Raw genomic sequence first — 22,247 nt, forward strand, 5'->3', positions numbered from 1 at the left:
TCTCATGCAGGTCGCGTGCAGTCCTCGCATCTTTGCCTCTCAAATATCTTTAAGCCGGGTCAGGGCACGGTGTTCGGCAAGCCGAGGGTGCATTGTGCGGAGCACGAATTGCGGATGGGATGATCGGCGGCTCGCTTTCTGGCGAGCCTTGGGTTCGCATGCCTTTGGGCTTACTCTAACTCGGCCGGAACCCCACGCTTGACCGCTGAGGACAATCATTTGACAGTTTAAGCCGCTGCCATGTCACTCATGGCTGGCCATCACCCGCCATGAGGTGGGCGTCTGGCCCGACCAGCGCCGGAAGGCGCGCGTGAAGGCGCTCGCCTCCGAATAACTCAGAGCCGCCGCGATCTGATCCGCCATCTTAGCCTGAGACTGACAGAGCGCGATGCTGAACACGACCGTGCCGTCGCTGGTCGCCAGCGCAGGAACCATCAGCCGGTCCTGAATACGACGATACATAACATCTGGGTAATTGAGCGGCTTTTCCTGCTGGTTTTCGCTCTTACCGTCTCATTCGGTCATCCCATGGGCCTGCTGTACGAGAGACGCGTGGATCACGACCGGCCGAATTATTGAGGATCCCAGAGGAAGACCTCAGAAAACGGCATATGCAACACAACCTCGCCAGCTTCATTCTCGATTTCGATGGCATGGTCCCGTGGATCCTGGCCTCGGGCCGCGAACACGCCGACGAGATCCTGGGCCGCGCACAACGTTCGACGGCAGGCCGTCTCTACATTGGGGAAGTCGAGCCCGAACTCGTCATAGCTCAAACAATGGTCGTTGCTGCGAACGTGAAAGAAGAAACGAGGCATGATGTCTGCGGGAGCAAATCGATCGACGGTTGAAAATACTTCTGTGGCGGGAGTGTACCGCCCCCATGAGTCCAAGAAGTGCATCGTATAGATCGGTTTTAGCCGGTCACTAACATGAGTTAAGTTGTGACTGAGCGCCTGTTGCAATCCTATCCGATCATGCCCGGCCCTAAATCGGCATGGTCAGGGCAGGGGTTTGACACCGACGCTGCGCAGATTCCTCAAATTCGAAACTGTGAACTTCGTACGTCAGGAATCAAGCTGGCCATCAAGGCTGGCGATAGATGATCCCGAACAGAGTGGCAAAGCGGGAGTCAGGGCGTCACCTGACCTCGTCGGAAACAGAGAGAACTCTGTCGCGGAAGGCTGGATGTCTTAAAGGGTCTAGTCACTGTCTCGATGTGTCAAGCAGTCCATTCCCGGGTGAGGCACGGTCCTCCTCCGAAGGTCTCCTCCTCTTGCTACCGCACGGAGACTTTCGCCAACGGCGCCCCGTCCAGTGAGACTGGATGAGGTTCTGTCACGGAGGGATCATGCTTGGGTTGATCATAATGTGCGTGCCGCTCGGTATCGCCGTCGGCTTGTCCGTGGTTGCGATCACCCAGATCGAGCCTGACGGTTTTGCGGATCGTGCCGAAGCAGACTCAGCATGGCATATTAAGGAGGTCCCATGAAGATGATCATCGCCGCACTCGTGGTAAGCGCCTTGCTGGCAGGGTGCATGTCAGGTTCCGGATCGGAGTCGCGGCCACCGAATTATGTCGCGTCCCAAGCCACCCAATCACCCGGGATTCGCAATGACACCTTTGGGGGAAGCGCAATGCCTATGCGCGGCTTAGCTTACTAGCTGCCGCGCACCATGGGACTGTGCATGCATCCCCTGCTGTATCAGCATCGCAAGCGTTCCTACGCGTTGGCCTGCATGAAGCGGCTGTAAGCGACGACGTCCGCAGCCAGTATGGCTGTCAGACGACGCTGTAGCTGCTTTTTTTATCTAGAGCAGCCGGATCCGAAACTTTTGCCCTGCGGACGATGACGTCAGCTGATGATACCGTTGGTGCAGTCCTGTGGCGATGAGGATCGAACTCATCGCCCACCCTTGGCTGGCGATGGGCGTCCCAGGGTAAGACAATTGTGCGTCCCCTCTCCACTCATGACTCGCCCCTTTAGTCACGGCTGCGCATGGCCTGCCGCAGCACCTCGAAGATGACCGCGGTCGACCAGCCGAACAGCAGCACGCCGTTCATGGCTGCCATCGGCCCGAGCAAGCGCCAGCGCTCCACCGGCACGACGTCGCCATAACCCAGTGTCGTGTAGTTGACGAACGCGAAGTACAACACATCGGCTCTGGGAGGAACTACCTCCAGCATTCCATAGGCGAGCGACCACGTGAGCACCTCGGCAACATGGGCGACCAGCAGCACCCCGACGATCGCAACCATGACCGAAGCGAGCCAGGCTTGGCGCGGCCCGAGCCCCCATTTCAGGGCACGGCGGGCGGTGCTCACAATGGATGCCATCACGATCGCATGAATCGCGATGTTGCCCAGGCTGACGGCGCCACCAACGAGGAGCTGTCGCAACATGGCTCACCTTCTACGACGCGGTCGCCGGGATCAGGTACAGGATGGCCGCGATGATCACGTAGAGCGCGAGCAGTTGCGCGCCCTTGAACCAGTTGGACTGGCCCGTCGTGGTCACGGTCGCTCCGAGCAGCACCACACCGAACAGCATCCACATCTCGGCCTGTGAGAATACCAGCCGGAACTGCGGCTGTCCCAGGGCCGGCGCAACCAGCACCAGGATTGGCGCCACGAACAGGGCGATCTGCACGCAGCTTCCCAGGGCGATGCCGATGCTGAGATCGGGACGGTTCGCCCGACCCATGGCGATGGCCGAGCCGGATTCCGCCGCGCCGCCGACGAGCGCGAGCACGATCACGCCCATGAACATCTGTGACATGCCCAATGCGTGCCCGGCCTGTTCGGCGGCACCGACAAGGATCTCGCTCATCCAGGCCGCGCCCAACGATGCGACCAGCAAAGTCGCGATACCCCACCTGAGGCTCGGATGCTCCTCGCTCTCCTCCGAAGAGGGCGCGTTCAGCTCGGCGAAGGTCTCCGGATGGGTTCTCAGGGAGTACAACAGGAAGAGCCCGTACAGGCCCAGCAGCACGACGGCCACGACGAAGTCCAGGGTGGCATGCACGCCAAGGTGAGAATCCGGCTCGAGGGCACGGTGGAAGGCGCTCGGCAGCGCCAGGCTGATCCAAGCTAAAACCATGGTCGACGAGTAAATCCGAACGCCGTTCGGGTTGTACTCCTGACTGTGGTGGCGCAGGCCGCCGAGGAGGAAGGAGACACCCAGTGCCACCAGCAGGTTGGCGAGTAGCGCCCCAATGATGGAAGCGCGCACCATCTCCAGCAGGCCAGCCCGCAGGGCTGTCACAGCGATGATCAACTCCGGCAGGTTGCCGAAGGTGGCGTTGAGGAGGCCTCCAATCGTGGCGCCGGTATGCGCGGCGACCTGTTCAGTCCCCTGAACGATGAGCTTGGCGAACGGCACAATGGCCAGAGCGGCGCAAAAAAAGACCATTCCGGCCGGGACTGTGCCGGCATAGTCGAACAGAGCTGCAACAGGTGCGAGAACCAGGAGCCACAGGAGAGAGGGCCTGGGCGGGAATGCTTTGAGAAGGGATGCCCCAGTCACTGAGCGCGTATTGGGATACAGTTTGTCCGTCATAACCTCATCGCCTTGTTTTATCTGCGCAGGCCTGGCCGTCTCCCTTCATCATCTGTTGTCCCGGTCGACGGAACGGCAAACTCCGCCGATCGGACATTGCGCTACATCGGCTGTCTTCACCCAGGCCGGACTCGTGGTTTCCTGGGGCGCGCAGAAGCTCCCATCGCGCACATAGCGGTCATAGGTCGTCGACCCGGTGCGCAGCACGGCCGCACCCTGCGAGGCCACGATCCCTGCAGCCTGGGCACAGGTCATAGCAAGGGTCGTGGGGCCAGATTGTGCAAGGGATCCGGTGGCGAAACCTGCAATGGCGACGGACATCAGAAGGGCTTTCATGGCTTCTCTGCCTTTCGCCGGCACCCTAGCCCAAGCGGAACATCGTGCTTGATCGGAGGCGACAATCTCTTGACAGTTTGGGCCGCTGCGTCAGCCCCGCTTGGCGAACAGTTGACCGACAGGGGACGTCGGAATTGCAGAAGCCATCGCTGCTCCGGGCGATTGCCGCAACGTCAACCGATGAGCATCCTTTCGCTATGGCGGTTCCTATATCTCCCCTCCAGGCCCTCGGGCTCACGCAGTCCTGGTGAAGGAAGTGCCACCCGACACCAGACACAGTCGATGGCCCAAACTGGCAAGTGACTGTCCCCTTCAGTCAAGCATGGTGCTGCGGCGTGCCTACAGTGGTGCCATGGTGGGCAGCAGGGAACGAAGGTTTTGCCGCTGTGGAGGTCACGATGAAAATTGCGGGATTCTTGGCAGCCGCCGGTCTTGGCTTGGTCTTGGCGGCATCAGGCGCGATGGCGCAAGGAGGGCTTTCCCTGTTCCAGGGCGCTTGGCTGTCGGGCGGCGCGGACTGTGCGGAGGTCTACTCATCCGTGGGCAAAGGGGCCTCGTTCAAGAAGCCGGTCGACATCTTCGCGCCTGCTTTTGTTATCTCCGGCAATCGACTGAGAACCCCCCAGGCGTCGTGCCGCATCAAGTCGCTCAAGCCGTCCGGAGACCGTCAGAGTCTCGCCCTTGACTGCGCCAACGCCGTGGCGAGCAATGCGGTCAGGGTTCTGATGGCACCGCAGCCAGACGGCTCGCTCAAGCGCTACTTCAATGAGCAGGATACGACCGGCACCCTGTACCAGCGATGCTCGCGATGACGGCAGCGGCAGCTTCGGCAAGCGTTCCAGCCTCCGCCGCGGATGACGACACTCCGTCCTAAAATGTCAACACCATGTCTTAAGCGGTCAAGCAGCGTTGGCCGCTTGATGTAGCCTGGTGCATTGCGGACGGCGGATGTGTCGCCTGGCATATGGAATCATCTACCGACCGTGGCTGCAGGCCTGTCCCCGTTCCCTTGGCAGGCCCGCTCACGCGAGCCGTCATCGGGCACCGCAGCGGAGAGCGAAGATGATCGACCTGAGGGCAGTTCGGAAACAACCGGTCGTCTCCATTCTGGCGGCGAATATGCTGGGCCTGTCCCTTCTGACCACTGCAGCTTTAGCGGAGGATCTCTCGTCTGGGCAGACGCAGGAGGTCGGCTCGAAGCCTGCCGTGAGTTCGCCCAAGCGGTCGGGATCCGCCAGAGCAGACCCCCGCAAGCCGATGAGAAAGCCCGATGGGGCCGGCAACTTCGTCCATAGGCTCATCAACACCATCCGGGCGCAGAGCCAGGACCTGTGCGTCCGCTACGGCAATCCGGCCGATTGCCTGGAAGAGGCGGAGGTTTGCCTGACCATGCGCGACACGGACAGTAATCAAGTCGGGCTCTGCCTCAACACCGCTCCTTGTGACGCTGGAGAGGATGGAGGCATGGTGCAGAAGTCACGGCTGAGACGGTAGCTTCGATCGATTGAGCGTGATGTAACAAGACAAAAAAGGGGCGGATATCAAGCCTGTGGAGGCTGACATGAGGAAATTCGCAACTCTCGCCGCTGCCGCCCTCATCGTGAGCGGCAGTGCCGGAACAGCAGACGCGCAACACTGGCGTGGCGGTTACTATCGTCACGGAGGCTGGGGTGGAGGCGGCGCAGTCGCCGCAGGGCTGATTGGTGGAGCGATCCTCGGCGGCCTGATCACCGCAGCCGCAACAACCCCCGCCTATGGGTACGGGTATCCAGCCTACGGCTATGGGTATGGGTATCCCGCTTATGGTCCCTGGCCGGGCTACTCCGCCGCCTACTATCCGCAGCCGGTCTACTATGGACCGCGCTACTACCCGCGCCCAGTCTATTACGGCCCACGCTATTACCCGCGCCGCGTCTACTATGCGCCGCGCTATTATGGCGCTCGCTACTATGGCGGATACCGAGGCTACTACGGCCCGCGCTACGGCGGACCTCGCGTGGCTTACCGCCGCTACCGGTGAGAGCGTGCCGCACGTCGGAGCGGGTCAAATGGCCAGGAGGCGGTGATGCAGGCGAGGGTGTACTCGGCCATTGAGACCCTGCGTGACCGGCGCAGGGTCGAAATCCGCGCCCTCCGGTCGGAGGACCGGGCTGAAATGCTCGCCGCTGTTGGCCGGGCCAGTGACCGGTCCCTCTATCGGCGATTCTTCGCCTTCAAGCGCGGCTTCACTGCCCAGGAGGTCGACTTTTACATGAATGTCGACTTCGTGAACCATGTCGCGCTCGTCGCGGTGCTCGAGGAGGACGGGCAACCGGTGATCGTCGGCGGAGCGCGCTATATCGTGGGGCCGCCCGATCAGGCCGAGGTTGCCTTCGCCGTGGACGACGCCCACCAGGGCCAGGGCATCGGCACTGCGCTGATGCGCAACCTGGCGCTGATTGCCCGTCAAGTCGGGCTCAAGGAACTGGCCGCGGATGTCCTACCAGAGAACACTGCGATGCTGAAGGTATTCGCGGCAAACGGGCTTGGGATCAGGACCCGACGGGAGCCGGACGCCACCCATGTCATGCTCCAGCTTTCGTGAACTGGATTGGTGGGCGACATGGCCGCGAGCCGAGGCCGTCGAGTCATATGCCGGATGGATTTGCCTATGCTACGTCGCCGATCAAGGGGCACACCATGCATAATCTGACGGTGCAGCAGCTTACGCGCCCTAAGCAGCGTCCCGCCAACGACGATGGGCCAAGCCAACCCGCAGGATCCGCCGATCAGGCGTCAAGGCGCACGATGAAGTTGACGCTTCTCATCTTTGGCCTGTTGAGCCTGACCATCGTATCCTGCCTGTTGGGCATCGGTGTCGTTGAAATCTTCCTGCGGTGGGCCTGACATCCCTGCTCTCAGACCCTGCCGTCCGGGAGCTTTCGTAAAGGATGGATCCTCGAAGCAGCAGGTGGGTAAATCTGGTCCGGCTGGTCGCTTGGGGCAATCAGCAGGCTCCGATGGAACCAAGCGAGCGTCTGATCCTGATCGATTGCCTCAGCCTTGGGGCACGAACTCAGTGGCCGGCGCCGACACTTGAGTTTCGCAGATATACGGGATCATGCAGCCAAAAGAAAAACCCGGTGTTGCCACCGGGGTTTTCCTGTCCAATCAGACGAGCCGATTAGAAGTCGCGCTGGATGCGGAAGCGAGCTTCCCAGCGATCGTCGTCGATGCCAGCGGTCACGCCGTCAACGTCGAGGTTAGCGTAGAGAGCTTCAACACCGATGTTCAGGCCCGAAACTGGGGTCCAGAAGGTGTTGACGCCAACGCGCCACTCGGTGAAGTCAGCCAGGCCGACCGGAGCGTCGTCGAACTCAACGCTGGCGTACGAACCGTGGACAGCCGAACGGATGGTGGGCGTCCAGTAGTGACGCAGACCACCGGCGATCTGCCAGCCGCTTGCCGTCTCAACGTCGCCATCAGCGCCGATATAGGCGTCGAAGACCGAGGCGGAAGCATCGCTCGTGTTGGTCACGTTGCCGGAGAAGCCGAGGTAGCCGAGGGCGCCGTCAGCATAAGCAGCGGCGAGCCAGAGAGCATCGCCAGCGCCGAGCATCGGCAGGTTAAAGCCAATCTGCGTGCCGATGGACCAGCCAAGCTCGCTGTCGAACGCAGGGCTGATGCTGCGGGCCTGGTGCAGAGCACCAGAGACCTGCACCGAACCCCAGGTGCCGGCGTACTTCACGTTGCCGACGAGGTCGGGGTAACGCTGGCCGCCCTGGCCGAAGAGAGTGTCATTGTTGACAATGGTGCTGGCACCATCTTCCAGCGACAGAGTGGCCGAGAAGCCGTTGCCGAAGGAGAAGGTGTAGGCGAGCACGTTCACGTCCGGATAGTCGTAGAAGCGGAGCGTGGTGATGTTCTCGTTCGGCAGGTCGCCGTTGGCGAAGAACGAGGTCGTGCGACCAGCGGTCAGGCCACCGAACTGGATGTAGGCCTGGGCCAGGTTCGACGAACCAGCGGCGCCGACGCCAGCGCCGGAAGCGTAAACGCCGGTGTTGCGGTCCATCTCCATGCGGATGTAAGCGCGCAGGAGGCCGTAGGCGGTTGCCGTACGGGCGTCGAGAGCGACGCGGCCACGGGCACGGAAGCCGATGGAGTTGCTGGCGCGGGATACCGGCTCGAGGTACTGATACTCAGCGCGGACGCGGCCGGAGACGCGCAGGCAGGTTTCAGTGCCGGGGATGTAGAAGAAGCCTGCGCCGTAGGTGGAGCAGACGCGAACGTATTCGACGGCAGCGGCCTTGCGGGCCGGCAGGTCGGCAGCTTGAGCTCCGGCAACAGCCGCGAGACCCGCGACCGACCCGAGGAAGAGGCTCTTGACGAGCTTCATGGTTAAACCTCCAAAGTTTCGAGACCCTGGGGGGCCGGGTTTTTGTGCCTCGGTGACTTCATCGAAGCCCTAAACACGTCCCTTTTCCCCTAGTACCCGGTGGCTCGCCTTCTCGGTCGAAGCCACCAAGATCACGACTGGGGTGCCCCCGTCGCTGGAGCCACATTATCCAGCACGAGTTCGTGATCAAGCGAATAGACGCGCTTTCCTTGGGAGGCGTGTCGGATCTTTGACATACTGTGGCCAAATTCCAACACCTGGCTGAGCGATCGGGGTGGGAAGTTAAATTTCCCTTAACAGCTCGCGAGCTTTGATAGGAATATAATATTACTTTATTCGCCGACTACTGGCATTCCCGACCCGGTTTCCTGTTGCCTATGATTCTGCTCAGGCAACAGGAGAGAGCGGGACCTAAGTCCAAGGATGGGTTCTTGATAAAGCAGCTGGTATGTTATTCTACCCTGGCTGGTATCTGCCGGCAGGCATAGGCCTTACTCGGGACTGGAGCCTTGGCCATAGCGTCGATGCTGCTGTTGTGGCAAATTCTCCCCTTCCGATAAGGAAGGAGCGGGGCCATGGAGCAGGTGCATCCACAGACCACGCTTCCGGCTGGAGCAAAAGATCGGACTCATGCCTGGATTGTCGTGGGCCTATTGTTTCTGTTCATGCTCATTAATTTCGCCGACCGAGCGGTGCTCGGCCTCTCGGCCGTTCCAATCATGCAGGATCTGGGCCTGACCCACAGCCAGTTCGGCCTCATCGCGACGAGCTTCTTCACCCTCTTCTCGGTGGGAGGCGTGATCGGCGGGTTCTTGGTGAACCGCGTCAGCAGCAAGTGGGTGCTGGCCGGGCTGGCGCTGACTTGGTCCCTGTGCCAGTTGCCCATGCTGCTGTCAGCCTCACTGGTCGCTCTGGTGGTGAACCGGGTTACCCTTGGCTTCAGCGAAGGGCCTGCGTACCCGGTTGCCCTGCATGCCGCCTATAAGTGGTTCCCGAACGAACGCCGCGCCGTCCCGACCAGCCTCATCGCAATCGGCGCCTTGGCGGGCAACGGGATCGCCGCGCCCTTAATCGTCGCCATCGTCACTACATGGTCGTGGCAGGCCGCCTTCGGTTTCCTCGGATTCGCCGGATTGGCCTGGTGCGCCGCATGGCTGTTGGTGGCCCGCGAGGATCCCATCACCCCGAATCACGCCAGCTCAGATGAGACCACGTTGCGTCTGTCCTACCGCCGCCTGTTCAGGTGCCGGACGGTTGTTGGTGTCCAGATTGTCGGATTCTGTGCCTACTGGCTGCTGACGCTGGCAGTCGTCTGGCTGCCGGCGTTCCTGACCCAAGCCTTCGGCTACACGCCAGTTCAGGCCGGCTGGATCATGATGCTGGTATCCCTCGGGCAGATCGTACTCCTGCCCGGCATATCGATCCTATCCGATGGGCTGAAGCGGCGCGGCGTTCCGAGCCGGCTGGCCTGCGGGGCGGTGGCGTGCGCCAGCACTCTCGCCGCAGGTCTGATCACCATCCTGTTGGCGCGATCCGAGGGATCGCTGTCGATCATCGTGTGCACCGTGGTCGCTTTCTCCCTCTGCAACGTGATGTTCGTGCTGGGGCCCGTCTTGATCGCCGAGGTCACGCCAGTCGAACGGCGCGGAGCGGTCCTCGGCGTTACCAACGCGATCACGACCCTGGCCGGCCCCCTTGCCCCGGTGGTCACAGGACTGGTGCTTGACGTCGGCACCGACTCGACGGACGGGGTTCGCACCGCCCTGCTGATTGCGGGAGGTCTGGTCACCCTGGGAGCGCTTGCGGGATTTGTCCTGATCGATCCGCAAGCGGACCGGGTCAGTAATTCGCAAAATCCCCTGGCCCAAGCCGAACCAGCGTAACAGCTTACCTGGAGCTTGCGTCTCACTGCGAGCTCGACGGCAATCGTTTTCAAACTGGCAGGGCGGCTATCCCAAGACACCAGGCAGACTGGCGTCGGGAGGCTCCCGACACCAAGAACTCATTGCGATCGACGGCCTTCGACTGATCGAAAGATCACCCGGCCCGGCTGCTGACCATCGACATGAGACAATCACTGCACCGTGCCGCGGGCTCGTCCGCCGGGGGCGCGACAGGAGCATCCGACCCCGATGGGCGCCGGATTGGTCAGAGCGCAGGTTCGGACCGGGGTCACGCAGTAGCCCCCGGCCGACGCGACGGGCGTCTGGTAAGTCGAATAGGGGTCGTTGTAGTACGGGTACGTGGCCGCCGCTCCGATCACCGCTCCCGTTGCCAGACCGGCGGCGCCCCAGCCCCAGCCGCCATAATAGTTCCCGTAGTACGGGTAGCGTCCGTAATAAGGATATCGCCCACCATAGTAGGGATAGCGCCCGCCGTAGTTCGGATAGCGTCCGCGCCAATCCCCACGATTGCCCACGCGATTGTCGAAACGGCCAGGGTTGTTGATCGCCGCCTGACGAAAATCGCCTCGCCCCGGCCGGGCGGCAACGGCACTTCCACGGAAGCTGCCGCCCATCCCGACCCGGGAGCCGCCCATGCCGGCGCGCGGTACGTACATCCGGGAGCCGCCCCCGAAATCACCGCCGCGGAAACCGCCGCCACCTCGGAAGCCACCGCCGCCGCCGAACCCGCCCCCGCCGATACGGCCACCGCCGCCACCGCGTCCGCCGCGCTGGGCTTCGGCCACGTCCGGGATCAGGAGAGCGCCCGCTGCGAGAGCACATAGAGCCAAGAGAGTCCTGTTCATCGGTATCCTCCCTTTCACCGCCCGGCGCGCAGCCCCGGCGGGTTGTTGCGAGTGGAACGCATCATATTCCCTTGCGGAGGGTGTGCTTGATCGCCTGGGACAAGCACTTGGCATTTTGAGACCAGAGGCCATGCGAGGCCCCTCACCGAGGCCAGCGCCTCTGCCATGAGCATCAAGGTGTTGCGCTTCAGGCCGCTCCAGTCAGGCGTGGATCGGAGGTGGCCCGTAAGCCTTTTGAGCCTTTGACGGCATGGGCTCCAAACCGCAGATTCGCTTGTTCCGGAAATCGGGAAACAGGTGAGGCCATGGCTGTGGATCGCACGATGCTGAGGCAGGCCCTGAGCGAGTTGGTGAGGCTGAAGGGCGTCGCGGACAACCCAACGCGCTTCCTCGCCCGACTCTACAGTTCCGCCCTGAGCGAATGGGCGGGAGAGCTCGGCGTGGACCAGCAGAAGCTCAACAGGCTCGTCCACGTCAGAGAGGCGGTTTCAGGCCGCTAAGGCAGCCCGCGCCTCACCGCAGGCCGACCTCGATGCCGCTCACATTGGCGTTCAGCTCCAGCCCAATGGTTCGGCCCCGCAGTTCGAGAACGACACCTCTCGCATTCTGCAGACGAATGCTCGAAACGCCCCCGCCGGCGGCGGCTCCGACACCAACGGCCGTATAGGTACCTGCGATATCAGTGGCCCGGCGCAGGTTGTAGGCGCGCCCGACCAAGTCGGCCTTCGATGCCCCGATCGTCGCACCGAAGCTCAAGCCGCCGACGCTCAACGGATATCGCCGCCCCTGAAAAACGAGCGTGCCCCTTCCGCCGCCGACGCCAACGATGAACCCCGCCTTGGCGATCTCGACGTAAACCGTTCCGGTGGCGGCCCATCCTGGTGCCACCAGCCCCGGCGCGAACGTCACCGCGAGGGCAACTAGGCCGGAACGAAGAGCACGATGAACTGTGAACATGGATCCCTCCGTCTTCTCACATTCTCACGGGCAAAGGCCCAGGATCTGTCGAGCGTCTGGCCTACGGTGGAAGGCCCGTCGCCGGATTCGCGGTCGGGCGAGCCTCCCGGATCCGGCAAACCTTAGGCCGTGGATCCTGGGGGTGCTTGACACTTGAGGACAGAGGCTTGGCATTTCGGGACGGATGAGGCAGGCGGGCCCATCGGTCGTGCCACTTGGGCGGCGGACACGAAATCTGCCACCCGTCTTGGCGTCAGTGCCCACCAAGCACGAGGGTCTGGATGGGATACAGCAGCGCCTGAATGCGCAGAAGCATGGCGTGCACGAGCCCGACAGCATCCACCCCATGAAGCGCGAGCCCCATTAGGGTGCCAACCTGACCCGAGGCGATCAGGTCGTGGTTGCTGGTGTAGGCATTGGCGATGCAGCTGCTACCCGGCGCAACACCAGCGAGCCCGCCCTCGTAGAGAGGCTCCAGGAACACCAGGATGGTTCCCGGCCGCGTCACTTGCTGTGCATCGACCAGTTGCTCGCCCCCGCGGAACTGGCCGGCGGCGATGTAGTCCTGTATCCCGGTCACAACCATCGGGATGACCGTCCAGGGCTTCGACGCACAGGTGACCTCGGCTGCCATGCCGACTTTCATGATCTGCGCCTCGACTTGAGGAAAGCCGGCCTGCAGGCGTCCCTGCCCGGCGCCCTCCGGGATTAGGACCCCAGCCGGCCGCATCAGCGGGTTGACGATGTCGCCTACCCGCAGCGTGAACTGCTCGACTCGGCCGGCCACACCGGCCCGGACGACCGTCTTGTCCAAATCCACTTGTGCCTGGGCCAACTCTGCCTCGGCGCTGGCCTTTTGGGCCGGGAGGAGTGCGGATATCTGCATTTCGGCTGCCTGTTTGGCCGCAGTGGCAGCATCAATAGTGCCTTGGCGGCCCTCCACGGCCACTTTAAGTTTATCGATGTCCCGCGTGGCGACCGCGCCCGGATTGCGCCGAAAGATCTCCTGTTTGGTTTCCAGCTCGTCCACTGCCTGCTGATAGGAACTCCTGGCTTCCACCAGCTTGCCTTCAGCCTCCAGGATGGCGGCCCGCGCGACCGCCATTGCCGCATTGCTCTCGGCGATCTTGCGGCGAGCCGTCTCCGCGGCCGCCTCCTGCTTCGAGCTGTCGAGCCGGAAGATCGGTGCGCCTTGTGCAATCGTGCCGCTCACGCCGTCAACATAAACCTCCGCGACACGCCCATTGGTTTCAGGAAGGATTGGAACAGTCCTGAACATTGCCGTCACGTTTGTCGTCGCCGGGTGGTTGTAGAAGATCACCGTGATCAGGCCGATCGTAAGCATCAGGCAGGCGACGATGCCCCACCGCAACTCGAACCAGACCGAGAAGAGCGTGATCTCCTTGCCGATGCGCTTGCCTTGGCCATAGCGGCGGTAGAGATAGTCCGGCAGGATCGTCAGCAGGGAACAGAGAAGAAGCTCAAGCATGGGTCCGCTCCTTCGGCATCCGGGGCAATGTGATGGTTTTCGGCACTTCGGCGGTGTCTTCACCCGGCGCTTCGGTTGGCGGGCTCTCAATGCCGATCTCGTCCGGCGCCTTGCCCGCACCCTCACCCGGCGGGATGCCTGCGATCTTCTCCAGCGATCCGGCGATCCGGCGCAGCGGATTGCCAAAGTCGGGAATGTCGATCAGGGCGAGCAGCAGGCCGGCCACCCAGAACAGATGCACATGCGTGAACAGCGCCAGCAGGCCCAGGATCGCCACGATCTCGAACTGCAGCTTGTGGCCCCTATGGGCGATCCGCTCCGGCAGGGTGTGCAGCCGCAGAAACAGCAGCCCGACCGCCAGAACGGCGAGCACCAAGAACACTGCCACGGCTATCATCAGGACATCAGTCCCGCCGGGAGCGGTGATGAATGCCGGCAGATGGTGCGGGGCAGCGGGGTGAAGTGGCGCGGTCATATGACTTTTCCTATCGGAGATACAGTGTGATCCGGAGAAGCCGACTTCCTTGATGCGTAAACTTGCATGAGCTGCTTCCCTTTTACAGTTGATCAGGCGGGACTGGGCGAGGTCTCGTTGGCGCGTCCCCAGTCCTGGAACAGGGTGTGGGCGACCGCGAGCAGGACCGGTCCGAGGAAGACCCCGACGATGCCGAACGCCAGCAGACCGCCGAGCACGCCGAGAAAGATCAGCACCATCGGCATCCGGACGCCGCGGCTGATCAGGTACGGACGCAAGATGTTATCGAGGCTACCGACGAAGAGGCCGTTCCAGACCATCACGAACACGGCCCATCCGGTATGGCCGCTGGACATCAGCCACAGGGCCGCAGGCAGCCAGAGCATCACCAGCCCCATCGGGACCAGGGAGAGGACGACGCCCACCGCGCCTAGAACGATGGCGCCCGGCACACCGGCGAGCCAGAAGCTGACGCCCAGCAGGATGCTCTGGATGAAAGCCGTGCCGAGGACGCCGTTGACGACGCTGACGATGGTCATTCCCGCGGTTTGCAGCACGCGCTGCGCCCGCCAGCCGCCCAGCCGCGTCATGGCCCAGTCGACGCGACTTTCGACATAGGCTCCGTCGCGGTAGAGGAAGAACGCCAGGATGATGCCGAGCACGACCTGGAGCGTGCCCGAGAGGAAGGAGGCTCCTTGCTGCAGCGCCCACTCGCGCAGCGGCTGCAGATATGGTGCCAGCGTCGGCCCCAACGCCGCGCCCTGCTGCGTCACTTGAGTCCACACCCGTTCCGCCTCCTGTCCGACCAAAGGCAGGCGTCCGAGCCAGACCGGCGGCGGCAGCCCCTGGTCGACGGCGGCGCGTACAGCCGCGCCGAGCCGGACAACGTCGTCTGCTAGGTTCGAGCCCAAAGCGAAAAGCGGAAGCACGAGCAGGCCGGCGGTCAGCAGTGTCATGAGCAAGGCCGCTAGCGCCTGCCGCCCGCCGAGCCAATGCTCAATCCGCCGGAACAGCCTCCATGTCGATACGCTGAGGATGACGGCGAGAAGGATCGCCGTCAGGAACGGCTTCAGCACCAAGACACAGCCAACGGCCAGAACCATGAGCAGGACGAGACCGAGCGCCTTCTCGACGTAGGACGGCTCTGGGAGAGCGGTCTGCTCCCAGGAATTCAGGGCCTCGGCTGGATCCACAGATCGCACGGTCTCCTCCTGGTTGGCTTGTTGCTAACACCCGCTGCAGACACTGCGCAGGGTACGGTTCACTCGACGATCCATGTCGCGGAACCTTCGTTCCGCCGCTGTCTGGCTCTTGTCGGCGGATGCCTGCATCTCGTCCTGTTGCTGAGCGGGCTGGGATATAGACTGGCGCAGCTTTCGCCCGTCAGGTTGTGGATCCTGCAAATCCGGCACTTGGGCCAGGACTCCGCCCGCCAGCATGAAAACGGGCGCAGCGATCCCAACACGCCAACCCGGTGAGAAAGGAATGAAGGTCATTGAAACCTCCTTTTGCCGTTTGACCTGTCACGCCACGATACTGAGCCCACCATCGACATAGGTGGTCGTCCCGGTGAGTCGCCGCGCGAACGGTGTCGCCAGGTAGGCGGCCGTGAGGCCCACATCGTCGATGTCGACCAATTCCCCGATGGGCGCACGCTCGATCGCCTCGGTGAGAAGAACGTCGAAGTCTTTAAGTCCGGAGGCCGCCCGGGTCTTCAGCGGACCGGGCGACACGGCGTGCACCCGGATGTGCTTGTCGCCGAGCTCATAGGCGAGGTAACGGACAGCACTCTCCAGTGCTGCCTTCACCGGGCCCATGAGGTTGTAGTTCGGGACGACCTTGTTGGCGCCGTGATAGCTCATCGCTAGAAGCGTTCCGCCATCGTGCATCAACGGCTCAGCGAGCCGCGCCATGCGTATGAAGGAGTGGCAGGAGATGTCCATCGCCACCTTGAATCCCTCACTGGAACTGTCGACGAGCCGCCCCTGCAAATCCTCCTTCGGCGCGAACGCGATGGAGTGGAGCGCGATGTCGAGGCTGCCCCAGGTCTCGCGGATCTGTTCGAACACAGCCTCAAGCTGGCCGCTCTGCGCGACGTCACAGGGCATGAAGACCGAAGCACCGAGCTCTTTAGCCAGCGGCTCAACGTAGGGTCTTGCCTTCTCGTTGAGATACGTGACCGCGAGATCGGCCCCGAGCTGGCGGAAGATCCGGGCGCAGCCATAGGCAATCGAATCAGCGTTGGCGATGCCGATAACGAGAGCCCGCTTGCCGTGCAGAATCTTCGATTGACTGGCCGTTCGGGTCGCGTCGGTCGCTTGATCGTTCATGGAGTTGCCCTCGTGCGTCGGGTGCCGCTGGAGCGACGGTTGGAATCCTGCTTGACGATCGTTTCAGGGCGAACTTCTGGTGGGGTTTCCACCGACGTCACTGTGATCGGCTCGCCCGTCGCGTCACCTCCAGTATCGTCTTCGGCGAGGAGGCGCCGGATCTCGCCGAGCAGGGTAATCTGCTTGGGGTTGGCCTCGATACGGCCTTCCACGCGGTCGAGCAGATCGAGCAGCCCACGCCGGTCCTCAGGCGTTCGCAGAAGCTTGGGAAGGGCCATGAGCGCCTTCACCGGCTCCAGATCGACGATGTAGGACTGCTCGCGAATGATCCCGCGGGCGGCCTCCGTGGACATATCGAGGAGGCCGATGTCCTTGCCGACGAGGTCCCGTGCCCGCTTCATGGCAGAGAGACGTCGCCTTCCGGTGCCGGCCTTCATCAGCAGGAGCGCCGCCCGGACTATTCCCTTTGTCCTGTCACCGTCCTCGATATGTGTCAGCGCCTCCTTGACCAGCGGAGCATTCCGTACGTCGATGGGCTCCTCCGCGACACCTCCCTTATCCTCCTCAACCATGCCGATGCTGGCCAAGCCGTAGATGCGGAAGAAGGTGTTCTCTACCGATGCGTCGCGTAGGTCGCGATAGAAGTCCCAGGAAGCGGACGTGACGGCGGCCATCCAGTGCTCCATCGCTGCCATCGGTCCCTCGTTGTCACATGGCGCGCGGTTCGCGCGCGCCATGTCGGCTAGGCCCTTAAGCGGCCTCAGGAAGGGATTGAGATCCGACACCGCCCAGCGTTGCGCGCGCTGCGGATTGAACGCCCTGGCGACCTTTGCAGCCGCCGGGGTGACCATCGGGGCCACGAACGGATGCACGAAGGACTCGTAGGCGGAAGCGAGGGTTTCTGAAGTCTTCTCGACCACCTTAAACGGTCCCTCGTCCTTACGGCCGTATTTCTGCAGGACCTGGAGGTCCTCGACCCGCCGTTCGGTCAGCAGCACGTCGTAATGCACGCTGCCGTTCGTCTTCTTCTCCTCGACCTGCATGCCATAGAGACCCGGTGGCAGATGCTCGATGTACTCGATCAGGTCGACGATCTGGGTGTGCTCGCGCTTGGCGACAGCACCCGAGACGAAGATGCCGAGATGGCCGACACTCTTATGCATCAGGCCGACGATCACCTGTCCGTTTGCCTTGAGAGCCTCCGTGGTCGGATAGAGGTCGGCCACCCAGTTGAACGCCTGCTGCGGCGGCGTGATGTTGTCGCCGAGCGACGCAAACAGGATGATCGGCGACTGGATCGCCCGCAGGTCGAAGGCGCGGCCTTCGGACCACTCGGCGTCACCGTCCGCGAGGTTGTTGCCCACGAACAGGTTCTCGACGATCCACTTGATCTCCTGGCGGTCCATCAGGAAGAAGCCGCCCCACCAGCGCTCGAATTCCAAGAAGCGCTCCGGTTCGGTATCGATCTTGGAGAAGAGGTTGTAGTACTTGTCGAAGTACGTATTGGCCGGATTGAGAGACTCGAAATTCTCGACGAGGTAAGCGCCATCGAACGTGCCGGCGCCCAGATCACTGGCTAGGAGCGCGGGCCAGGTGCCGCCGAGCATGCCGCCGGCATAGCGCATCGGGTTCTCGCCATCATTGCCAGCCCAATACGACATCGGCGCCCCGTTGATGACGATGGGTCCGACGAGATCCGGCTCGAGGGCGCCGATGAGCATGGAGGCCCAGCCGCCCTGACAATTGCCGATGACGACCGGCTTTCGCGTCTTTGGATGACGCTCGCCAACAATACGAAGGAACTCGGCCTCGGCGCGGGACACGTCGGCGAGCGTCTGCCCGGGCTCCGGCTCGGGAAAGAAGATCACGCAGTAGACCGGGTGCCCGGCCCTGAGCGCCACCCCGACCTGCGAGTCCTGCTTGAAGCCACCGATGCCGGGACCGTGGCCGGCGCGCGGATCGATGACGACGAAGGGGCGATGCGCCGGGTCGGTCTTGATGCCATCCGGCGGGGTGATCTGGACGAGGGCATAGTTCGCGGGCCGCTCAAACGTGCGGGCGTCCGCGACCATCTCCCAGTCGAAATCCAGCAGCGGTGGCTTGCCGGCCTTCTCGTGCTCGAGCCAGTTGTTGCCGCGCTGACGCAGCGTGTCCCAGAACAGGATCGAACGTTGCGTGAAGTCGAGCCAGTAGGCACTGGCATCGCGCCAGAGATCCAGCGGCTCCATCGGGTGGGCAGTTCGTTCCTGCCATGGAGCGTTCGCAGCCTTCACCGCATCAACGTAGCGCTGAACCGCACCTGTGCATCGCTCCTGATAGACCTCGGCGACTTTCACCTGGGCACGGGTGACCTCCGTCAGCCGTGCTTGAGCACCACCCTGGCTCCGCTCAGTTCTCGGGTCGACTTGTGCCATTGCACTCGTCCTCACATGGGAGGGCTCCGGAAGAGATTATTTTTTGGCCTCACCCCATTTCAGGAAGAAGCCGACGTCACCCGGCATTCCGCCCGGCCATTCGATGATCATCGCGCTCAGCCTGAAGCCTGCGGGCCTAAGCTGGTTTTGCCAGAGTTCATAAGCCTGGCGCGGGCGTCCGGTGAGGGTTTCCGGCCAACTCGGATCGGCGTTGTTGATCGCGCGGCCCTGGTCTGTGCACAACGCGTTGGGAAACCGCATCACCATCAGCTCGGTTTGACCGCGTTCCGCCGCCGCCCGCAGCTTCGTCTTCAGCGGTTGCACGATTTCCTTCAGGCGCTCAGGCGTCAGGTCAATGGGTTCAGCCAGCCGCTTGATCAGTGCGTCGCGTGCCTGGCCGGCCTTATCCATGCCGTCGACCGACTTCATGGCTTTCGCCGATTGCATTTCTGTCATGTAGGTGCGCAGGTCGGACGCCGACATGAACGTCTCGTCCCCGAGTTCCTGCTGGGCCGTTGATTGTTCCGTCTTCGTCGTCAGCGTTTCCATGGCATCAATCTCCTTGTTCAGGATGCGAGTTTGGCTTGCGTGGACTCAAGGACGCTGCGCGTCTGTCGGGCGATCACCAGTTCCTCGTCGGTTGGAATGACCCAAGCCGAGGGGCCGGATCCGGCAGAGATCCGCGGTCCGCCGGTGCGATTGGCGGCTTCATCGATGGTGAGCCCGGCCCATGCCAGGCCGGCCATCACCTCCGCGCGGGTCGCCACGTCGTTCTCGCCAATGCCGGCCGTAAAGACGAGCCCATCGATCCCACCGAGTGCCGCGACAAGAGATCCGATTTCTCGCGTGATGCGATAGACGAACATATCGATGGCATTTTTGGCATCGGCGTTCGTCGTCGCTTTCGACCGCAGCACCCGCATGTCGTTCGAAATGCCGGATACCCCAAGCAACCCCGACTTCTTGTAAAGCACGCTCTCGGCTTCCTCGGGGGTAAGCTTCATCTCGCGCAGCATGTAGAAGACGACACCAGCATCGATGGCACCGCAGCGGGTGCCCATCGGAAGGCCATCGAGGGCTGAGAAGCCCATGGTCGTCGCGACGCTGACGCCGTCCTTGAGAGCGCACAGGCTCGCGCCGTTCCCGAGATGGGCCACGACCACTCGGCCTTCGGCAAGGCGCGGATCGTAGTCTTTGAGCACGGACGCGATGTAGTCGTAGGACAGCCCGTGGAAGCCATAACGCCGCACGCCGCGCTCCCTCATCTCGCGCGGCAAGGCGAACAGGCTCGCGACGTCGGACTGCGTCTGATGGAAAGCCGTGTCGAAGCATGCGACTTGTGGCATCCCCGGCAGGCGCCGTCGCATAATCCGGATCGGCTCAAGATTGTGGGGCTGATGAAGCGGCGCGAGCGGCACCAGCGCCTCAAGCGCCTGGACGATGGAATCATCGACGAGAACCGGACGGGAGAAAGACTGGCCGCCGTGAACCACCCTGTGCCCGATAGCGGCAAGCTTGCGTCCCTCCTGATGCTCCCGCAACCAGGATATCAGATGCGTAAGCGCCTCCTCATGTCCGAACGACTCACCGGACTTCCACGACATCTCGTCGAGGTCTGCGCCTCGGGCGTGCCTGATGACGAAATGAGCGGCACCCCCCAAACCTTCGTAGAGCCCCTTCCAGACCAGCCGCGGCTCGGCGTTGTCCAGCATGTCGAAGACCTGGAACTTGAGGCTCGACGATCCTGCGTTGAGAACGATGAGGACGGGGATCATGACTCAGACCTCCGCGATGGCGAGCCGGGTGCGCTGCGCGTCGGCTACGAGCGAGGCCACGGCGCAGGAGGCCAGCCGCGTGATCGTCGAGTCGGCCCGGCTGGTGAGGATGATCGGCACCCGGGCGCCGAGCACGATGCCGGCGGCGTCAGCGTCGGCTAGGAAGGTCAGGCTCTTGGCCAGCATGTTGCCGGCTTCGAGATCCGGAACAACGAGCACATTGGCTTGCCCGGCCACAGGCGACTGGATCTTCTTGATCGTCGCGGCACCGAGGTCGATGGCGTTGTCGAGGGCCAGCGGGCCATCGAGGATGCCGCCAGTGATCTGCCCGCGGTCGGCCATCTTGCACAAGGCGGCCGCCTCGATGGTCGAAGGCACCTTGGGGTTGACGGTTTCCATCGCTGACAGGATAGCCACCCAGACCGGATCAACCCGCAATGCGCGAGCAAGGTCGATGGCGTTCTGGACGATGTGGACCTTGTCCTCCAGCGTCGGCGCGATGTTGACAGCGGCATCGGTGATGATGAGCGCGGTGTCATGGCCGGGAACGTCCATGACAAAGCAATGACTGACTCGGCGGGCGGTCCTGAGGCCGCCTTCGCGGCGAACCACAGCGCCCATGAGTTCGTCCGTGTGCAGGCTGCCCTTCATCAGCGCCTCGGCTTCTCCGGCCTTGATGAGTTCGACCGCCTTGTCGGCCGCTGCATGGCTGTGCGTGGCTTCGACGATCCGGGCAGTCGACAAGTCCTTGTTGAGAGCGGCGGCAGCGGCGCGAATCTTGTCCGGGGGCCCTACCAGGATCGGTTCGATCAGACCGAGCCCGACCGCCTCGAACACCGCACTCATGGATGCTGCGTCGCAAGGGTGAGCCACGGCCACCTTCAGCTTGGGAAGTGACTGGGCCGTCGCGATGAGCCGGTCGTACTTGTCATGCCGCCGCGGACCCTGCTGAGACGCATTGTGGGCTGGAATTGCAACCGTCATGATCGTCTCCGCGCTGTGCTCCCGGTGTCGGCCGCAATTGACCGCCAGGACGCCGGAACAGCGCGGGAGGCCTGAGGGATCGGCTCCCATGCCCAGTGTCGCGGTTGTCCGGCTTGTTTGCAGACACGAGTATGGCCCGCCCGGCATCAGGTGCTTGACCCGTTGAGCCAACGTTTTGACAGTTTAGGACTGCATCGGGGAAATGGGTGAAGCCTCTGGCTAACTGCCCTGGGATCGGAGCAACCGAGCAACCGGCCTCGTCCTGAAGGGGGCCCATAGGTCTCCTTCAGCCACAGGATGCCCGGATCAGAAGCGTTTGTCCGGCCGTCTCGGCGGGCTACCGGATTCCCGGTCCGTGTAAGGGCGGAGCGCCTTTCGCAACCGCACTTTCCGGGCATGGGGATGGCTGGCGCGCCACGCGGACGGTGTCTGCCCTGACCAGCGTCGGAAGGCTCGCGTGAAGGCGCTCGGCTCGGAGTACTTGAGGGCCGCCGCAACCTGACTGAGCGCCATGTCGGTGTTCTGCAGCAACTGGCATGCGATCTCGAAGCGAACCTCATTTGCCACTTGCCGGAACGCGAGCCCCTCGGTGCGCAGGTGCCGGGTCAGCGTGCGACGATGCATCGAAAAGAGACGGGCGACCGTGGCGGCGGAACAGGTGTCCCTGAGCAGTTCAGTCCGAAGCAGACGGCGCAGATCCTCTGTGAGCGGGCGGGCGTCGCCTGATGCCGGCTCGTCTGCCCTGCGGGTGGATGGCATCTCCATCGCTTCTTCCCCCTTCCTGACAAGCCTGCCGCTACCGA

At 62.9% G+C, this 22,247-nt stretch carries 25 protein-coding genes; 7 read left to right on the forward strand and 18 right to left on the reverse strand.

All coding sequences use genetic code 11. The features are described from left to right. Positions 1 to 243: 243 nt before the first annotated feature. The 5 genes from JKL45_RS29860 to JKL45_RS07815 form a co-directional block, all read right to left on the reverse strand. A complete protein-coding gene (locus JKL45_RS29860; RefSeq protein WP_246498374.1) occupies positions 244 to 435 on the reverse strand; it encodes a helix-turn-helix domain-containing protein in 192 nt (63 codons plus the stop codon). Positions 436 to 572: 137 nt separating this feature from the next. Next, positions 573 to 902 carry a DUF6894 family protein gene (locus JKL45_RS30775; protein WP_376771013.1) on the reverse strand — a complete coding sequence of 110 codons (330 nt, stop codon included), beginning with the start codon at positions 900 to 902 and terminating at the stop codon, positions 573 to 575. A gap of 1,082 nt (positions 903 to 1,984) precedes the next feature. Beyond that, a complete protein-coding gene (locus JKL45_RS07805; protein ID WP_201860554.1) occupies positions 1,985 to 2,404 on the reverse strand; it encodes a potassium channel family protein in 420 nt (139 codons plus the stop codon). A gap of 10 nt (positions 2,405 to 2,414) precedes the next feature. After that, positions 2,415 to 3,560, reverse strand: coding sequence for a calcium/proton exchanger (gene cax / locus JKL45_RS07810; RefSeq protein ID WP_201860555.1), 1,146 nt, complete (start codon positions 3,558 to 3,560; stop codon positions 2,415 to 2,417). A gap of 48 nt (positions 3,561 to 3,608) precedes the next feature. Beyond that, positions 3,609 to 3,896, reverse strand: coding sequence for a hypothetical protein (locus tag JKL45_RS07815; RefSeq protein ID WP_201860556.1), 288 nt, complete (start codon positions 3,894 to 3,896; stop codon positions 3,609 to 3,611). A gap of 398 nt (positions 3,897 to 4,294) precedes the next feature. Between JKL45_RS07815 and JKL45_RS07820 the strand changes: the two genes are divergently transcribed. The 5 genes from JKL45_RS07820 (at position 4,295) to JKL45_RS07840 (ending at position 6,782) form a co-directional block, all read left to right on the forward strand. After that, positions 4,295 to 4,708, forward strand: coding sequence for a hypothetical protein (locus JKL45_RS07820; protein ID WP_201860557.1), 414 nt, complete (start codon positions 4,295 to 4,297; stop codon positions 4,706 to 4,708). A 250-nt stretch (positions 4,709 to 4,958) separates the two neighbouring features. Then, positions 4,959 to 5,390: a hypothetical protein gene (locus tag JKL45_RS07825; protein ID WP_201860558.1), complete on the forward strand. Its 432-nt coding sequence runs from the start codon at positions 4,959 to 4,961 to the stop codon at positions 5,388 to 5,390. A gap of 67 nt (positions 5,391 to 5,457) precedes the next feature. After that, positions 5,458 to 5,916 carry a hypothetical protein gene (locus JKL45_RS07830; RefSeq protein ID WP_201860559.1) on the forward strand — a complete coding sequence of 153 codons (459 nt, stop codon included), beginning with the start codon at positions 5,458 to 5,460 and terminating at the stop codon, positions 5,914 to 5,916. 45 nt (positions 5,917 to 5,961) lie between these two features. After that, a complete protein-coding gene (locus JKL45_RS07835) occupies positions 5,962 to 6,480 on the forward strand; it encodes a GNAT family N-acetyltransferase (RefSeq protein WP_201860560.1) in 519 nt (172 codons plus the stop codon). Between the two features lie 95 nt (positions 6,481 to 6,575). Next, on the forward strand, positions 6,576 to 6,782 hold the full coding sequence (locus tag JKL45_RS07840; protein ID WP_201860561.1) for a hypothetical protein: 207 nt from the start codon (positions 6,576 to 6,578) through the stop codon (positions 6,780 to 6,782). A gap of 277 nt (positions 6,783 to 7,059) precedes the next feature. On the opposite strand, the gene JKL45_RS07845 is transcribed toward JKL45_RS07840, so the two are convergent. Beyond that, the gene (locus tag JKL45_RS07845; RefSeq protein WP_201860562.1) at positions 7,060 to 8,271 is read right to left on the reverse strand and encodes a porin; all 1,212 of its coding nucleotides are present in this window, start codon (positions 8,269 to 8,271) and stop codon (positions 7,060 to 7,062) included. A 575-nt stretch (positions 8,272 to 8,846) separates the two neighbouring features. Here JKL45_RS07845 and JKL45_RS07850 point away from each other — a divergent pair. After that, entirely contained in the window at positions 8,847 to 10,154 is a 1,308-nt protein-coding gene (locus tag JKL45_RS07850) for an MFS transporter (protein WP_201860563.1), read from the forward strand. A gap of 191 nt (positions 10,155 to 10,345) precedes the next feature. Here the strand turns inward: JKL45_RS07850 and JKL45_RS07855 are convergent, their stop codons facing one another. Then, positions 10,346 to 11,020: a hypothetical protein gene (locus tag JKL45_RS07855; RefSeq protein ID WP_201860564.1), complete on the reverse strand. Its 675-nt coding sequence runs from the start codon at positions 11,018 to 11,020 to the stop codon at positions 10,346 to 10,348. A 305-nt stretch (positions 11,021 to 11,325) separates the two neighbouring features. On the opposite strand from JKL45_RS07855, the gene JKL45_RS07860 reads away from it, so the two are divergent. Further along, positions 11,326 to 11,520, forward strand: a complete 195-nt coding sequence (locus JKL45_RS07860) for a hypothetical protein (protein WP_201860565.1) — start codon at positions 11,326 to 11,328, stop codon at positions 11,518 to 11,520. 13 nt (positions 11,521 to 11,533) lie between these two features. Here the strand turns inward: JKL45_RS07860 and JKL45_RS07865 are convergent, their stop codons facing one another. The 11 genes from JKL45_RS07865 to JKL45_RS07915 form a co-directional block, all read right to left on the reverse strand. Next, positions 11,534 to 11,977, reverse strand: coding sequence for a lipid-binding SYLF domain-containing protein (locus JKL45_RS07865; RefSeq protein ID WP_201860566.1), 444 nt, complete (start codon positions 11,975 to 11,977; stop codon positions 11,534 to 11,536). Positions 11,978 to 12,230: 253 nt separating this feature from the next. Beyond that, complete coding sequence (locus tag JKL45_RS07870) at positions 12,231 to 13,466, reverse strand: HlyD family secretion protein (protein WP_201860567.1); 1,236 nt, start codon at positions 13,464 to 13,466, stop codon at positions 12,231 to 12,233. Beyond that, a complete protein-coding gene (locus JKL45_RS07875; RefSeq protein WP_201860568.1) occupies positions 13,459 to 13,941 on the reverse strand; it encodes a hypothetical protein in 483 nt (160 codons plus the stop codon). Before JKL45_RS07875 ends, JKL45_RS07870 begins: the two co-directional genes overlap by 8 nt. 92 nt (positions 13,942 to 14,033) lie before the next feature. Next, on the reverse strand, positions 14,034 to 15,143 hold the full coding sequence (locus JKL45_RS07880) for an AI-2E family transporter (RefSeq protein ID WP_201860569.1): 1,110 nt from the start codon (positions 15,141 to 15,143) through the stop codon (positions 14,034 to 14,036). 24 nt (positions 15,144 to 15,167) lie between these two features. After that, a complete protein-coding gene (locus JKL45_RS07885; RefSeq protein ID WP_201860570.1) occupies positions 15,168 to 15,437 on the reverse strand; it encodes a hypothetical protein in 270 nt (89 codons plus the stop codon). 27 nt (positions 15,438 to 15,464) lie between these two features. Continuing rightward, entirely contained in the window at positions 15,465 to 16,271 is an 807-nt protein-coding gene (gene fabI, locus JKL45_RS07890; protein WP_201860571.1) for an enoyl-ACP reductase FabI, read from the reverse strand. Then, entirely contained in the window at positions 16,268 to 18,685 is a 2,418-nt protein-coding gene (locus JKL45_RS07895) for a DUF3141 domain-containing protein (RefSeq protein ID WP_201860572.1), read from the reverse strand. Before JKL45_RS07895 ends, fabI begins: the two co-directional genes overlap by 4 nt. Positions 18,686 to 18,721: 36 nt before the next feature. Next, positions 18,722 to 19,234 (reverse strand): hypothetical protein, encoded by a 513-nt coding sequence (locus JKL45_RS07900; protein ID WP_201860573.1) that lies wholly within the window; start codon positions 19,232 to 19,234, stop codon positions 18,722 to 18,724. Between the two features lie 17 nt (positions 19,235 to 19,251). Beyond that, positions 19,252 to 20,460 carry an acetate/propionate family kinase gene (locus tag JKL45_RS07905; RefSeq protein ID WP_201860574.1) on the reverse strand — a complete coding sequence of 403 codons (1,209 nt, stop codon included), beginning with the start codon at positions 20,458 to 20,460 and terminating at the stop codon, positions 19,252 to 19,254. Positions 20,461 to 20,463: 3 nt separating this feature from the next. After that, complete coding sequence (locus tag JKL45_RS07910; protein WP_201860575.1) at positions 20,464 to 21,444, reverse strand: phosphate acetyltransferase; 981 nt, start codon at positions 21,442 to 21,444, stop codon at positions 20,464 to 20,466. A gap of 306 nt (positions 21,445 to 21,750) precedes the next feature. Further along, entirely contained in the window at positions 21,751 to 22,203 is a 453-nt protein-coding gene (locus JKL45_RS07915) for a helix-turn-helix domain-containing protein (RefSeq protein ID WP_246498375.1), read from the reverse strand. Positions 22,204 to 22,247 lie beyond the last annotated feature (44 nt).

The sequence above is a fragment of the Microvirga soli genome (assembly GCF_016734765.1).
GTDB classification, from domain to species: domain Bacteria; phylum Pseudomonadota; class Alphaproteobacteria; order Rhizobiales; family Beijerinckiaceae; genus Microvirga; species Microvirga soli.

Excerpts from the sequence above, each read along its gene's own strand:
- JKL45_RS07840 (WP_201860561.1), top strand. The coding sequence starts at position 6,576 with ATGCATAATCTGACGGTGCAGCAGCTTACGCGCCCTAAGCAGCGTCCC.
- JKL45_RS07820 (WP_201860557.1), top strand. The coding sequence starts at position 4,295 with ATGAAAATTGCGGGATTCTTGGCAGCCGCCGGTCTTGGCTTGGTCTTG.
- JKL45_RS07845 (WP_201860562.1), bottom strand. The coding sequence starts at position 8,271 with ATGAAGCTCGTCAAGAGCCTCTTCCTCGGGTCGGTCGCGGGTCTCGCG.
- cax (WP_201860555.1), bottom strand. The coding sequence starts at position 3,560 with ATGACGGACAAACTGTATCCCAATACGCGCTCAGTGACTGGGGCATCC.
- JKL45_RS07860 (WP_201860565.1), top strand. The coding sequence starts at position 11,326 with ATGGCTGTGGATCGCACGATGCTGAGGCAGGCCCTGAGCGAGTTGGTG.
- JKL45_RS07850 (WP_201860563.1), top strand. The coding sequence starts at position 8,847 with ATGGAGCAGGTGCATCCACAGACCACGCTTCCGGCTGGAGCAAAAGAT.
- JKL45_RS07905 (WP_201860574.1), bottom strand. The coding sequence starts at position 20,460 with ATGATCCCCGTCCTCATCGTTCTCAACGCAGGATCGTCGAGCCTCAAG.
- JKL45_RS07885 (WP_201860570.1), bottom strand. The coding sequence starts at position 15,437 with ATGACCTTCATTCCTTTCTCACCGGGTTGGCGTGTTGGGATCGCTGCG.
- JKL45_RS07865 (WP_201860566.1), bottom strand. The coding sequence starts at position 11,977 with ATGTTCACAGTTCATCGTGCTCTTCGTTCCGGCCTAGTTGCCCTCGCG.
- JKL45_RS07910 (WP_201860575.1), bottom strand. The coding sequence starts at position 21,444 with ATGACGGTTGCAATTCCAGCCCACAATGCGTCTCAGCAGGGTCCGCGG.
- JKL45_RS07825 (WP_201860558.1), top strand. The coding sequence starts at position 4,959 with ATGATCGACCTGAGGGCAGTTCGGAAACAACCGGTCGTCTCCATTCTG.
- JKL45_RS07875 (WP_201860568.1), bottom strand. The coding sequence starts at position 13,941 with ATGACCGCGCCACTTCACCCCGCTGCCCCGCACCATCTGCCGGCATTC.
- JKL45_RS07835 (WP_201860560.1), top strand. The coding sequence starts at position 5,962 with ATGCAGGCGAGGGTGTACTCGGCCATTGAGACCCTGCGTGACCGGCGC.
- JKL45_RS07815 (WP_201860556.1), bottom strand. The coding sequence starts at position 3,896 with ATGAAAGCCCTTCTGATGTCCGTCGCCATTGCAGGTTTCGCCACCGGA.
- JKL45_RS07900 (WP_201860573.1), bottom strand. The coding sequence starts at position 19,234 with ATGGAAACGCTGACGACGAAGACGGAACAATCAACGGCCCAGCAGGAA.
- JKL45_RS07855 (WP_201860564.1), bottom strand. The coding sequence starts at position 11,020 with ATGAACAGGACTCTCTTGGCTCTATGTGCTCTCGCAGCGGGCGCTCTC.
- JKL45_RS07830 (WP_201860559.1), top strand. The coding sequence starts at position 5,458 with ATGAGGAAATTCGCAACTCTCGCCGCTGCCGCCCTCATCGTGAGCGGC.
- JKL45_RS30775 (WP_376771013.1), bottom strand. The coding sequence starts at position 902 with ATGCACTTCTTGGACTCATGGGGGCGGTACACTCCCGCCACAGAAGTA.
- JKL45_RS07915 (WP_246498375.1), bottom strand. The coding sequence starts at position 22,203 with ATGCCATCCACCCGCAGGGCAGACGAGCCGGCATCAGGCGACGCCCGC.
- JKL45_RS07895 (WP_201860572.1), bottom strand. The coding sequence starts at position 18,685 with ATGGCACAAGTCGACCCGAGAACTGAGCGGAGCCAGGGTGGTGCTCAA.
- fabI (WP_201860571.1), bottom strand. The coding sequence starts at position 16,271 with ATGAACGATCAAGCGACCGACGCGACCCGAACGGCCAGTCAATCGAAG.
- JKL45_RS07870 (WP_201860567.1), bottom strand. The coding sequence starts at position 13,466 with ATGCTTGAGCTTCTTCTCTGTTCCCTGCTGACGATCCTGCCGGACTAT.
- JKL45_RS07805 (WP_201860554.1), bottom strand. The coding sequence starts at position 2,404 with ATGTTGCGACAGCTCCTCGTTGGTGGCGCCGTCAGCCTGGGCAACATC.
- JKL45_RS29860 (WP_246498374.1), bottom strand. The coding sequence starts at position 435 with ATGGTTCCTGCGCTGGCGACCAGCGACGGCACGGTCGTGTTCAGCATC.